Annotated in this window: 11 protein-coding genes; 8 read left to right on the plus strand and 3 right to left on the minus strand. The window is 70.7% G+C overall.

The features are described from left to right. Window positions 1-29: 29 nt before the first annotated feature. The 3 genes from BG418_RS26380 (at window position 30) to BG418_RS26390 (ending at window position 5,061) form a co-directional block, all read left to right on the plus strand. Entirely contained in the window at window positions 30-1,976 is a 1,947-nt protein-coding gene (locus tag BG418_RS26380) for a 2-oxoacid:acceptor oxidoreductase subunit alpha (RefSeq protein WP_188276439.1), read from the plus strand. After that, entirely contained in the window at window positions 1,969-3,018 is a 1,050-nt protein-coding gene (locus BG418_RS26385) for a 2-oxoacid:ferredoxin oxidoreductase subunit beta (RefSeq protein WP_188276440.1), read from the plus strand. The genes BG418_RS26380 and BG418_RS26385 overlap by 8 nt, the downstream gene beginning before the upstream one ends. An 87-nt stretch (window positions 3,019-3,105) precedes the next feature. Further along, window positions 3,106-5,061, plus strand: coding sequence for an APC family permease (locus BG418_RS26390; protein ID WP_188276598.1), 1,956 nt, complete (start codon window positions 3,106-3,108; stop codon window positions 5,059-5,061). Window positions 5,062-5,080: 19 nt separating this feature from the next. On the opposite strand, the gene BG418_RS26395 is transcribed toward BG418_RS26390, so the two are convergent. Continuing rightward, complete coding sequence (locus BG418_RS26395; protein WP_188276441.1) at window positions 5,081-5,482, minus strand: helix-turn-helix domain-containing protein; 402 nt, start codon at window positions 5,480-5,482, stop codon at window positions 5,081-5,083. Window positions 5,483-5,607: 125 nt separating this feature from the next. On the opposite strand from BG418_RS26395, the gene BG418_RS26400 reads away from it, so the two are divergent. After that, window positions 5,608-6,462 (plus strand): SDR family oxidoreductase, encoded by an 855-nt coding sequence (locus BG418_RS26400; RefSeq protein ID WP_188276442.1) that lies wholly within the window; start codon window positions 5,608-5,610, stop codon window positions 6,460-6,462. Between the two features lie 272 nt (window positions 6,463-6,734). Beyond that, window positions 6,735-7,643, plus strand: coding sequence for an EamA family transporter RarD (rarD, locus tag BG418_RS26405; protein WP_262928612.1), 909 nt, complete (start codon window positions 6,735-6,737; stop codon window positions 7,641-7,643). A gap of 289 nt (window positions 7,644-7,932) precedes the next feature. Here the strand turns inward: rarD and BG418_RS26410 are convergent, their stop codons facing one another. Further along, window positions 7,933-9,339 (minus strand): MFS transporter, encoded by a 1,407-nt coding sequence (locus tag BG418_RS26410; RefSeq protein WP_188276443.1) that lies wholly within the window; start codon window positions 9,337-9,339, stop codon window positions 7,933-7,935. A 99-nt stretch (window positions 9,340-9,438) separates the two neighbouring features. On the opposite strand from BG418_RS26410, the gene BG418_RS26415 reads away from it, so the two are divergent. From BG418_RS26415 to BG418_RS26425, 3 genes are all read left to right on the plus strand, one after another. Beyond that, a complete protein-coding gene (locus BG418_RS26415) occupies window positions 9,439-9,882 on the plus strand; it encodes a helix-turn-helix domain-containing protein (RefSeq protein WP_188276444.1) in 444 nt (147 codons plus the stop codon). A gap of 158 nt (window positions 9,883-10,040) precedes the next feature. Continuing rightward, window positions 10,041-11,015, plus strand: a complete 975-nt coding sequence (locus BG418_RS26420; RefSeq protein WP_188276445.1) for a M28 family metallopeptidase — start codon at window positions 10,041-10,043, stop codon at window positions 11,013-11,015. Window positions 11,016-11,146: 131 nt separating this feature from the next. Continuing rightward, on the plus strand, window positions 11,147-11,722 hold the full coding sequence (locus tag BG418_RS26425; protein ID WP_188276446.1) for a flavodoxin family protein: 576 nt from the start codon (window positions 11,147-11,149) through the stop codon (window positions 11,720-11,722). Here BG418_RS26425 and BG418_RS26430 read toward each other — a convergent pair. Further along, window positions 11,688-12,293, minus strand: coding sequence for a TetR/AcrR family transcriptional regulator (locus BG418_RS26430; RefSeq protein ID WP_188276447.1), 606 nt, complete (start codon window positions 12,291-12,293; stop codon window positions 11,688-11,690). The two genes, BG418_RS26425 and BG418_RS26430, sit on opposite strands and share 35 nt — an antisense overlap. Window positions 12,294-12,456 lie beyond the last annotated feature (163 nt).

The raw sequence follows: 12,456 nt of genomic DNA on the forward strand, positions 1-12,456 counted from the left end.
AGCAGCCCGTCCGAGGGAGGTCCAGTTCAGTGACCAGCCAGGTCAGTACGCCAGCCGAGCAGGCCGACGGGGCCAATGAGGCCGTCGTCGGGGAACCGCGCAAGCCCGTCGGCGAAAAAGGCGAAAAAGAGGTCAAGCGTCTCGACCGGGTGATCATCCGTTTCGCGGGTGACTCGGGCGACGGCATGCAGCTGACCGGTGACCGCTTCACCTCGGAGACCGCCTCGTTCGGCAACGACCTCTCCACGCTGCCGAACTTCCCGGCCGAGATCCGCGCCCCCGCAGGCACCCTCCCGGGCGTGTCCAGCTTCCAGCTCCACTTCGCCGACCACGACATCCTCACCCCCGGCGACGCACCCAACGTCCTCGTCGCGATGAACCCCGCCGCCCTCAAGGCCAACCTCGCGGACGTGCCGCGCGGCGCGGACATCATCGTCAACACCGACGAGTTCACCAAGCGCCCCATGGCGAAGGTCGGCTACGCCACCAGCCCGCTGGAGGACGGCACCCTGGACGCCTACCGCGTCCACCCGGTGCCGCTCACCACGCTGACGGTGGAGGCGCTGAAGGACTTCGGGCTCTCGCGCAAGGAGGCCGAGCGCTCCAAGAACATGTTCGCGCTCGGCCTGCTGAGCTGGATGTACCACCGGCCCACCGAGAACACCGAGGCGTTCCTGCGCCGCAAGTTCGCGAGCAAGCCGGACATCGCCGAGGCGAACGTGACCGCCTTCCGGGCAGGCTGGAACTTCGGGGAGACCACCGAGGACTTCGCCGTCTCCTACGAAGTCGCCCCCGCCACCACCGCGTTCCCGCCCGGCACCTACCGCAACATCTCCGGCAACCTCGCCCTCGCGTACGGCCTCATCGCCGCCTCCCGCCAGGCCGACCTGCCGCTCTTCCTGGGCTCGTACCCCATCACCCCCGCTTCCGACATCCTCCACGAGCTGTCCAAGCACAAGAACTTCGGCGTCCGCACCTTCCAGGCCGAGGACGAGATCGCCGGTATCGGCGCGGCCCTCGGGGCAGCCTTCGGCGGATCGCTGGCCGTGACCACCACCTCCGGCCCGGGCGTGGCCCTGAAGTCGGAGACCATCGGGCTCGCGGTCTCCCTGGAGCTGCCGCTGCTGATCGTGGACATCCAGCGCGGCGGCCCCTCCACAGGTCTGCCCACCAAGACGGAGCAGGCCGACCTGCTGCAGGCGATGTACGGGCGCAATGGTGAAGCCCCCGTCCCGGTCGTGGCCCCGAAAACGCCCGGTGACTGCTTCACGGCCGCCCTGGAGGCGGCCCGGATCGCGCTCACGTATCGCACGCCGGTGTTCCTGCTCTCCGACGGTTACCTGGCCAACGGTTCGGAGCCGTGGCGAGTTCCCGACGCCGAGGAACTCCCGGACCTGCGCACCCAGTTCGCCACCGGACCCAACCACACCCTCGCCGACGGCACCGAGGTGTTCTGGCCGTACAAACGCGACCCGCACACCCTCGCCCGCCCCTGGGCGATCCCCGGCACCCCCGGCCTCGAACACCGTATCGGCGGGATCGAGAAGCAGGACGGCACCGGCAACATCTCGTACGACCCGGCCAACCACGACCTCATGGTCCGCACCCGCCAGGCCAAGATCGACGGCATCCAGGTCCCCGACCTCGAAGTCGACGACCCGGACAAGGCGAGCACGCTGGTGCTCGGCTGGGGCTCCACGTACGGACCCATCACCGCCGCCGTGCGTCGGCTGCGCGCCCAGGGACAGCCCATCGCCCAGGCCCATCTGCGCCACCTCAACCCCTTCCCGGGGAATCTCGGCGAGGTGCTGAAGCGTTATTCCAAGGTGGTGGTTCCGGAGATGAACCTCGGCCAGCTGGCCACGCTCATCCGCGCGAAGTACCTGGTGGACGCGCAGTCGTACAACCAGGTCAACGGAATGCCGTTCAAGGCCGAGCAGCTCGCGACGGCCCTCAAGGAGGCCATCCATGTCTGAGGCGCTGAAGCTGGTCCCCAAGGCCGAGGCCAAGCAGTCGATGAAGGACTTCAAGTCGGACCAGGAAGTCCGCTGGTGCCCCGGCTGCGGTGACTACGCCGTCCTCGCCGCCGTCCAGGGCTTCATGCCCGAACTCGGCCTGGCCAGGGAAAACATCGTCTTCGTCTCCGGCATCGGCTGCTCCAGCCGCTTCCCGTACTACATGAACACCTACGGGATGCACTCCATCCACGGCCGCGCCCCGGCCATCGCCACCGGTCTCGCCACCAGCCGCACCGACCTCTCCGTCTGGGTCGTCACCGGCGACGGCGACGCGCTCTCCATCGGCGGCAACCACCTCATCCACGCGCTGCGCCGCAACGTCAACCTGAAGATCCTGTTGTTCAACAACCGGATCTACGGGCTCACCAAGGGCCAGTACTCGCCGACCAGCGAGGTCGGCAAGATCACGAAGTCGACGCCGATGGGCTCCCTCGACGCGCCCTTCAACCCGGTCTCCCTCGCGATCGGGGCCGAGGCGTCGTTCGTCGCCCGCACCATCGACTCCGACCGCAAGCACCTCACCGACGTACTGCGCCAGGCCGCCGACCACCCCGGCACCGCGCTCGTCGAGATCTACCAGAACTGCAACATCTTCAACGACGGCGCCTTCGACACCCTCAAGGACCACGAGCAGGCCCAAGAGGCCGTCATCCGCCTGGAGCACGGGGAGCCGATCCGCTTCGGGACCGACCAGCACAAGGGTGTCGTACGCGATCAGGCCACCGGGGATCTGCGGGTTGTCGAGGTCACGGCGGACAACGAGGCCGACATCCTCGTCCACGACGCCCACAACCCCTCCCCCACCACCGCGTTCGCCCTCTCCCGCCTCGCGGACCCCGACACCCTGCACCACACCCCCATCGGCGTCCTCCGCAGCGTCCAACGGCCCGTCTACGACACCCAGATGGCCGACCAGCTCGACACCGCCATCGAGCAGCGCGGCAAGGGCGACCTCACCAACCTCCTCACCGGCAACGACACCTGGACCGTCATCGGGTGACGAACAAAGCGGGGGCAACCGGCTGAATCAGTACGGGTGCCCGGCCGGGGAGTCTGCGTGGTCCCCCGGCCGGGCACCCGTACTCATATGACCATGGACCGTCTCGCGTACCGCGTCAAACGGCGGCTGCTCGGCAAGCCGCTCACCACCGAGCGCATCAGCGACGAGAAGCTGGACAACCGCACGGCGCTCGGGGTGCTCGCCTCCGACTGCATCAGCTCGTCGGCGTACGGCTCCGAGGAGATGCTGCGGGTGCTGGTGCCGGTCGTCGGGGCGGCGGCGTTCAGTCTGCTGATGCCCGTGACCGGCGCGATCCTGTTCGTCCTCGTCCTTCTGACGCTCTGTTACAGCGACGTCGTCACGATCTACACCCGGGCCGGCGGCTCGTACGTCGTCGCCCGGGAGAACTTCGGGCCGGACATCGCGCAGATCGCGGCCGTGGCGCTGCTCGTCGACTACATCGTGACGGTCGCGGTCCAGGTGTCGGCCGGGACCAACGCGATCATCTCGCTGGCCCATCTCCTCGGCGGCCAGTGGACCGGCATGGACCACCTCCAACTCCCCATCTCCGCCGGGGTGATCCTCTTCCTGGCGTACGGGAACCTGCGCGGGGTGCGGGAGGCGGGGCGGCTCTTCGCGCTGCCCGCCTACCTGTTCATCACGGCGGTCGCGCTGGTACTGATCGCCTCGGCCGCGCGCGGGCTCACGAGCGGGCTGCCGCGCGCCGATCTGCACGCCCCCGGCGCGATTCCGGTCGGGAGCGCGGGCAGTGGCTGGCTGTACGGGGCCTCGCTGTTCATGGTGCTGCGGGCGTTCGCCAACGGCGGGTCGTCGCTGACCGGGCTCGAAGCGATCTCCAACGGGATCTCGGCATTCCGCGAGCCGCAGGGCCGCAACGCGCGCCGCACGCTGATCGCGATGAGCTGCGTACTGGGCATTCTGGTGCTCGGCGTGTCGACGCTGGCCCACTACACGCACGCGGTGCCGTACGTCGACGGCACCCCGACCGTCATCGCGCAGGAGGCCCACTTCGCCTTCGGGGGCGGGGTGCTGGGGACGGCCGGGCTGGTCTTCGTCCAGCTCGCGACCGCGCTGATCCTCTACACCGGCGCCAACACCCCGTTCACCGGCTTCCCCTACCTCGCGAGCTTCGTGGCCGAGGACCGGTTCCTGCCACGGCAGTTGACCCGGCGCGGGCACCGGCTGGCGTTCTCCAACGGGATCATCGCGCTGACCGTCGTCTCGATAGCGCTGCTGCTCGTCACGCGTGCCAATGTCGACAAGCTGGTGGCGCTGTACGCGATCGGGGTGTTCACCGCCTTCACCATGGCCGGGGCCGGGCTCACCGCGTACCACCTGCGGCGACGCGAGCGCAGGCGGCGGCTGAAGGTCGCCGTCAACGTGGCGGCGGCCGTGGTCTCGGCGGCCGTCGTGCTGATCTTCGCGGTCACCAAGTTCACCGAGGGCGCCTGGCTGGTGGTCGTGGTGTTCCCGCTCGGGGTGTGGGCGCTGACGCGGATCAACCGCGAGTACCGGCGCGAGGCCGCGGCCCTGAACACCCTCCAGGCCCCGGGCGCCGATCTGCCGCACGGCCGCCGCCATCTGGTCCTCGTCCTGGTCGAGACGATGGACCTGGCCGCCCTCAAGGCCCTGCGGTACGCGCATGAGCTGCGGCCCGACGAGCTCCGGGCGGTCCACTTCGCGATCGACGAGGCGCATGCGCGGCGCCTCGCCGCGCAGTGGGAGGACACGGCGGCGACCTCGGTGCCGCTGGAGCTGGTGGAGTGCCCGGACCGGCGGCTGCGGCACGCGATGGTGGAGCTCGCGGCCCGGACGACCGAGGACGACCGGACGTGGCTCACGGTCCTGGTCCCGCACCGCACGTACACCGGTTTCCTCGGCAGGCTGCTGCACCGGGGCACGGGCGAGGCGATGGCCAAGGCCCTGGAGCATCTGCCGTCGGTCGCGGTGACGGTGCTGCCGTTCGACGTCTCGCGGGCGCTGCGGTCGCTGGAGGCGGGGCGGGAGCCTCAGCCGGAGTAGGGGTGTAGGCGTGCAGGCGTTACGCGGACTTCGACCCGCGGGCCGTGTCGTACGCGGCGCGGGCCTCCTGCACCTGCTCCATCCGCACCCCGGTCCACTCGGCCAGGGCCCCTACGCGCTCGGCGGCCTCGCGGCCCAGCGGGGTCAGCGAGTAGTCGACGCGCGGCGGGATGACCGGCTTGGCGTCACGGTCCACGAAACCGTCGCGCTCCAGCGTCTGCAGGGTCTGGGCCAGCATCTTCTCGCTGACCCGGCCGACGTGCCGGCGCAGCTCGCTGAACCGGAACGACCGCTCCGTCAGCGCGAGCAGGACGAGGACGCCCCAGCGGCTGGTGACGTGCTCCAGGACGAGCCGGTGCGGACACATGGCCTCGCGGAGGTCCTCGGCGGGCCGGGCATGGGGCGGGGTACTTACTGCCATACCAGTACCTTACTTCAAAGTGTGTACTTACGAAAGGTTAGCGCTAGCCGTACGGTGAGTGTCACGGGTTCCGCACGGGGACCTCGGGTTCCGCGCAGGAACCCAGAGCCAAGGAGTCAGCAGCCATGAGCATCGTCGTCACCGGAGCCACCGGATCCCTCGGCCGTCTCGTCATCGACGAGCTGCTCACCGCGGGCGTTCCGGCGGACTCGATAGCCGCCGTCGTACGGAACAAGGAGAAGGCCGCCGAGATCGCCGCGCGCGGAGTGGAGCTGCGGATCGCGGACTACAGCGCGCCCGAGACGCTGGCCGGGGCCTTCCACGCCGGTGACCGGGTGCTGCTGATCTCGGGCAGCGAGGTCGGGCAGCGCGTGGCGCAGCACACCGCCGTCATCGAGGCCGCGAAGGCCGCCGGGGTCGCACAGCTCGCGTACACCGGAATCCTGGGCGGGCCCGCCGCCGACTTCACGCTCGCGGACGAGCACCGGGCCACCGAGCAGCTGATCCTCGACTCGGGCCTGCCGTACACGTTCCTGCGCAACGGCTGGTACACCGAGAACTACACGGCCAACCTCGCGCCGGTCCTGGCGCACGGGGCCGTCGTCTCCAACGCGGGCGAGGGCCGCGTGGCCTCGGCCGCCCGCGCCGACTACGCCGCCGCCGCTGCCGCCGTCCTGACCGGCGAGGGCCACCTGGGCAAGGCGTACGAGCTGAGCGGCGACGTGGCGTGGTCGTTCGCGGAGTACGCGGCGGAGGTCGCGCGGGCGACCGGCAAGGAGATCGCGTACCAGGCCGTGGCGCCCGAGGTGCACCTCGGCATCCTCACCGGCGCGGGCGTCCCGGCCCCGTTCGCCGAGATCCTGGTCGACGTGGACCTGGCGATCGAGCGCGGCCGCCTCGCGGCCACGTCCGGCGACCTGGCCCGGCTGATCGGCCGCCCGACGACCCCGATCGCGACGACGATCGCGACGGCCGTCTGAGGTTCTGAGCGGACGCGGGACACGGGGCGGGCGACCGGTAATCGGAACCGGCCCCCCGATAAACGGAACCGGTCCGGCCGTCAGGACCGTTTTCGGATATAGGGCATGACAGAAATGGCCCGCTGGCGCTACCTTCAACAAGGTTGACGCGCGCGCAGGGAGGGCCAGTGGCCGAGGAACCGAAAACCGCCGCCGGGGCCGGTGTTACCGGTGACACCGGTGCCGCCGGTGAGCAGCGGGCAGGACTGCTGTACGGGATCGGCGCCTACGGGATGTGGGGGCTGGTCCCGCTCTTCTGGCCGCTCCTGAAGCCCGCCGGCGCGATCGAGATCCTGGCCCATCGCATGGTGTGGTCGCTGGCGTTCGTCGTCGTCGCGCTGCTCGCGCTGCGCCGCTGGGCGTGGATCGGCGAGCTCGTACGCCAGCCGCGCCGCCTCGCCCTGATCGGCCTCGCGGCCGCGGTGATCACCGTCAACTGGGGCGTCTACATCTGGTCGGTGAACTCCGGCCACGTCGTCGAGGCGTCGCTGGGCTACTTCATCAACCCGCTGGTCACCATCGCGATGGGCGTGCTCCTGCTGAAGGAGCGGCTGCGGCCGGTGCAGTGGGCGGCGGTGGCGATCGGCGCGGGCGCGGTCGTCGTCCTTGCCGTGGGGGCCGGGCGGCCGCCGTGGATCTCGCTGACGCTGGCGCTGTCGTTCGCCACGTACGGGCTGGTGAAGAAGAAGGTCAACCTCGGCGGGCTCGAATCGCTGGCGGCCGAGACCGCGATGCAGTTCCTGCCGGCGCTCGGGTATCTCGTGTGGCTCGGGGCGTCCGGGAACGCGACGTTCGGGTCCGAGGGCGCGGGGCACTCGGCGCTGCTCGCGGCGACGGGTGTCGTCACGGCGGCGCCGCTGGTGTGCTTCGGCGCGGCCGCGATCCGGGTGCCGCTGTCGACGCTCGGCCTGCTCCAGTACCTGGCGCCGGTGTTCCAGTTCGGCCTGGGCATCCTGTACTTCCACGAGGCGATGCCGCCGGAGCGCTGGGCCGGCTTCTCCCTGGTCTGGCTCGCCCTCACCCTCCTGACCTGGGACGCGCTGCGCACGGCGCACCGGGGGCGGGTGGCGCTGGCGGCGGCGACGGAGTCCGCGGCGGCGGTTCGTCCGGACGCGACGCCGACCCGCGAACCGGCGGCTTAGCCCCCACCCCGCCCCTTCCCTGAACCCTCCGGGGGTGGGTGGGGGTTGAGGTGGTTTTCCCGGGGCTAAGCCCCCCGGACCCCCGGGCGGGGCCTGCGGCCCCTGCACCCCGCTGGGGTGGGTGGGTACGCGGGGTTGCGCCCCTGCGCCCCGCTTCGGGTGCGGATCGTGCTGGGTTGCTCGCGCCCACGCGGCGGAGCCGCAAATCGACACAGCCCCGCGCCCCTTGATGGGCCCTGCGGGCCCCCCTAGGGGCGCGGGGAACTGCGCGACAAGCCCCCACCGGCGGTCAGCCGACGAACTCGGCCGCTCGCCCAGAGCTTTCGGGAAGGGGCGGGGTGGGGGACGAACCCCGCAGCCCCCACGCCGTGAGCACCGCCCCCAACACCACCATCCCCACCGGCACCACCAGCGCCGCCCGAAACGCCTCCAGGCGGTCGTGGCCGGACGACACCGCCCCGTACACCGCCGTCACCGCCGAAATCCCCACCGCCGACCCGAACTGTGTCGACGTGTGGAGCAGGCCGCCGGCCAACCCCTGCTCCGACTCCGCGACCCCCGACGTCGCCGCGATCGCCAACGGCCCGTACGCGAGCGCGAACGCCACCCCCGTCAGCACCAGCGTCGGCAGCATCGCCACGTACGACCAGTCGTCGCCGACCGGCACGAACAGCCCGTACGACACGATCGCCAGCAGGAATCCGCCCAGGATCACCCGCGCGTTGCCGAACCGGTTCACCAGCCGGGGCGTGAGCGTTGGCGCAAGCACCGCGTCGCACCCCATCACCACCAGCGCGAGCGCCGTCCGCATCGACGACCAGCCGCGCAGCTCCTGCAGGTACAGCGTGGCGATGAACTGGAAGCCGAAGAACGAGCCGACGAAGAGCAGGGCGCCCGCATCCGCCCGTACCGTCGCGGCGTTGCGCAGGATGCCGAGCCGGACCAGCGGGGCCGGGGCGCGGCGTTCGACCGCGACGAACACCCCCGCGAGCAGCAGCCCCGCCGCGAACGACCCGGCCGTCAGCCACCACCCCGCCGCGCCGTGCTCCAGGCGCACGATCCCGTAGGCGAGGAGCACCATCGTCCCGGCCGCCGCACCCGCCCCCGCCACGTCGAAGCTCCCGCTGCGCGACGGGCGCGCCTCGGCCGGGACCAGCCGTACCGCCGCCGCGAGCAGCGCCCCGGCGAGCAGCACCGGCGCGAAGAACACCCACCGCCAGCCGAATCCGGTGAGCAGCCCGCCGATGACCAGCCCCAGCGAGAAGCCCCCGGCGGCGGTCCCCGCGAAGACCAGCAGCGCCCGGTTGCGCTCGGGGCCCTCCTCGTACGAGGTCGTGATGATCGACATCGCGGCGGGCGTCATGAAAGCCGCCGACACCCCGGTCACCAGGCGCGCGGCGATCAGCATCCATCCGGTGGTGGCGAATCCGCCGAGGCCGGAGAAGAGCAGGAAGACCGTGAGCGCGCCCAGGAACATCCGGCGCCGCCCGAGCAGATCGGCAGCGCGCCCGCCGAGCAGGGTGAAGCCCGCGTAGCCGAGCACGTACGCGCTCATCACCCACGCCGCCTCGGACGTCGAAAGCCCCAGATCGGACCGGATGGTCGGCACCGCCACCGCGAACATCGCGACGTCGATGCCCTCCAGAAAGATCGTGCCGCAGAGGACCAGCAGCAGCACCCGGGCGCGTACGGGCATGACGACTCCCATCAAGGAGGTACGGGAAGGGGGCGGTTACCGGAACGGTGGTCAGTTCCCTCTTGTAACCAAGGACAGCCTGCGGCACGATAACGGCCCATGGAAGAAGGCACTTTGAGGTCACCCGGGCACTGCGAAGTAACCGACCCGGCCGCCCCGGACGCCCAGGGCGACACCGATCCCTTCCAGTGGGACACCCGCGAGGGATGCGAGGTGCGGCAGATCCTGGACCGCGTGGCCGACAAGTGGTCACTGCTGGTCATCGCCCTGCTCGACCGCCGCGTGCTGCGCTTCACCGAGCTGCGCCGGGAGATCGACGGCATCAGTCAGCGCATGCTGACCGTCACGCTGCGCCAGTTGGAGCGCGACGGCCTGGTCAGCCGCACGGTCCACCCGGTGGTGCCGCCCCGCGTCGAGTACGCCCTGACGCCGCTCGGCCAGACCCTGCACCACACCATCCGCTCGCTGGTCACCTGGACCGAGGAGCATCAGAGCGAGATCGCGGCCGCTCGCGCGTCGTACGACGCGTACAACGCCCCGTAACGTCGTCGAGTTCCGGCCAGCGGCCTCGGCATTCTCCCCAGTCGGCGTCCGGTCCGCGAACTCCCGTGTCCGGAATCCATTCTTGACGGTGGGTCAGATACTCCTTGAACATCGGGCTCGCGCTTCCGTCCCATCTCCTACGGAACACGGAGCCCCCCATGCGCACGAAACACAGCAGGCACGCCCTCACCACGGGCGCGGCCTTCGCCGCCGCGATGACGCTCGGCCTCGCCGCACCCACGGTCCAGGCGGCCCCACCCGCCGCATCGACCACGTCCGCCACGCCGATCGCCGCGACCGCCCCCGACATCCCCGTCGCCAACGTCAAGGCGCACCTCGCACAGTTCCAGCAGATAGCCGACGCCAACGGCGGAAACCGCGCCCACGGCCACGCCGGCTACAAGGCCTCGCTCGACTATGTGAAGGGCAAGCTGGACGCGGCCGGATTCACCACCTCCGTCCAGCAGTTCACCTCCTCCGGCGCCACCGGCTACAACCTGATCGCCGACTGGCCGGGCGGCGACACCAGCAGGACCGTGATGGCCGGCGCCCACCTCGACTCGGTCGACGAGGGGCCCGGCGTCAACGACGACGGCTCCGGCTCGGCCGGGATCCTGGAGACCGCGCTCGCCGTCTCCCGCGCCCAGCTCAAGCCCGCGAAGCATCTGCGGTTCGGCTGGTTCGGCGCCGAGGAACTGGGGCTGGTCGGTTCGAAGTACTACGTCGACAGCCTCTCCTCCACCGAGCGGGCCAAGATCTCCGGCTATCTCAACTTCGACATGATCGGCTCACCGAACCCGGGCTACTTCGTCTACGACGACGACCCGGCCCTGGAGAAGGTCTTCAAGGACTACTTCGCCAAGCTCTCCCTGCCCACCGAAGTGGAGACCGAGGGCGACGGCCGCTCCGACCACGCCCCGTTCAAGAACGCCGGGATACCCGTCGGCGGCCTCTTCTCCGGCGCCGACTACATCAAGACCCCGGCCCAGGCCCAGAAGTGGGGCGGCACGGCGGGCAAGGCGTTCGACGCCTGCTATCACCAGTCGTGCGACACCAGCGCGAACATCGACGACACGGCACTCGGCCACCACACCGACGCCATCGCCTACGCACTCTGGCAGCTGGCGTCATGAGGCGGCTCCGGGACTCCGAGGCGGTTCCGGGGGACTGACCCCCCTCAGCCCTCCTCCCGCAAAAAGCATGCGCGTGCATATACTGCACGCGCATGCTTTCGCGTGCCCACGCTTTGTGTACGGAGGGGACCATGGCCCGCAACTTCCTTTTCCTGCTCGGCAGTACGCGTCCCGGTGGCAACACCGAGGCGCTGGCCCGGCTCGCCGCCGAGCAGTTGCCGGCCGGTGCCGGGCAGCGCTGGCTGGATCTCTCGGCGCTGCGGCTGCCCGAGTTCGTCGACCGGCGCCACGACGGCGAGGGGCACTACGCCGAGCCGACCGGCGACGCCGCCACGCTGCTCGACGCGACCCTGGAGGCGACCGACCTCGTCATCGCCTCGCCCCTGTACTGGTACAGCGTGTCCACCCCGGTCAAGCACTACCTCGACCACTGGTCGGGGTGGATGCGGGTGCCGGGTCTGGAGTTCAGGCCGCGGATGGCCGGGCGGACCCTGTGGGGCGTCACCGCGCTGGCCACCGCCGACCCGTCGGTGGCGGACCCGCTGGTCGGGACCCTGCGCCACACCGCCGCGTACATGGGCATGAACTTCGGCGGTGTCCTGCTCGGCCGCGCCAACCGCCCCGGCACCATCGGGGAGGACGGCGAGGCGACGACCCTCGCCAAGACCTTCTTCAGCCCCGAGCCGGTGCCCGCAGCGCGCGCATGACATGCGCCACGAGCTCCACGAGCCGCTCCTCGTCGTGGAACGGCCGCTTCAGGGCGTGCCGGTAGTACAGCGGGCCGTACAGCATCTCCACGGCCAGCTCCAGATCCGCGTCCGGCGGCAGCTGCCCCTGGCGCCGGGCCGCGTCCAGCCGCTGATGGACCAGGGCGACGCGCGGGGCCACCAGCTCCTCGTTGACCGCCCTGGCCAGCGCCTCCTCGTGCAGCAGCTCGGAGAGGATCCCGGTGTACGCGGGGCCGATCACCGGCGAGGTGAAGAGCCGCATCACGCTGGTGACATGGGTGACCATGTCCGCGTCGATGTTCCCGGTGTCCGGCAGCGGCGAGGCACTGACCACCTCCTCGATCACCGCCTCCAGGAGCACCGCGCCCTTGGTCGACCACCAGCGGTAGATCGTCTTCTTGCTCACACCCGCGTGCGCCGCGACACCCTCGATGGTGACTTTGCCGTATCCGTTTTCCGCGCACAGTTCGAGGGCTGCGGAGAGGATCGCGCGGCGCGATCTCTCGCTCCGGCGCCGGGGGTTGGGGGCTGGACGCGGCGAGTCGGTCACGTGCCGAGTCTACGAGGACGACCCGAAGCGTATTGACAGCGGAATGGTCTGATCCAACAATGTGCCGAGGAAACGGTACGTGTCGTGTCGAGCCGCCACGGGGGTCGGCTCGCACGACCGTTCCGTTGCCCGCCTCCGTTGTCCGGTTCCGTAGCCCGGCCGC

Source organism: Streptomyces sp. CBMA152, from assembly GCF_014596475.1.
GTDB lineage: Bacteria > Actinomycetota > Actinomycetes > Streptomycetales > Streptomycetaceae > Streptomyces.